1 pseudogene is annotated in these 248 nt (G+C 42.3%); it reads right to left on the reverse strand.

Annotation, left to right across the window (positions count from 1 at the left end):
• Positions 1–248: pseudogene (locus BQ17_RS21285) on the reverse strand (hypothetical protein); the annotation flags it as partial.

The following is a 248-nucleotide window of genomic DNA, read 5'->3' on the forward strand; positions in this document are numbered from 1 at the left end:
TGCTATTTCAATAACCCTTTCTTTTTCTTTCTTTTCTCCAAACTGAATCCCTTCTTTTAATCCCTCTTCTTTCCCAATTTTCTCCCCAAGCTGAAGCCCTTGCTCCTTACCCTCCTTTAAGCCTTCTTCTTTACCCTCATTCCTGATCCTCTTCTTGAGTTTATAAGGCAGAATCCAGCGTTCGCTTGCCTGAAGTTTCTTGAAGATCCCCGAATCGACAAAGCTATGATAGGTTTCGTCGCTGATGA

The sequence above is a fragment of the Candidatus Thiosymbion oneisti genome (assembly GCF_900092655.1).
In the GTDB taxonomy this organism is placed as follows: domain Bacteria; phylum Pseudomonadota; class Gammaproteobacteria; order Chromatiales; family Chromatiaceae; genus Thiosymbion; species Thiosymbion oneisti.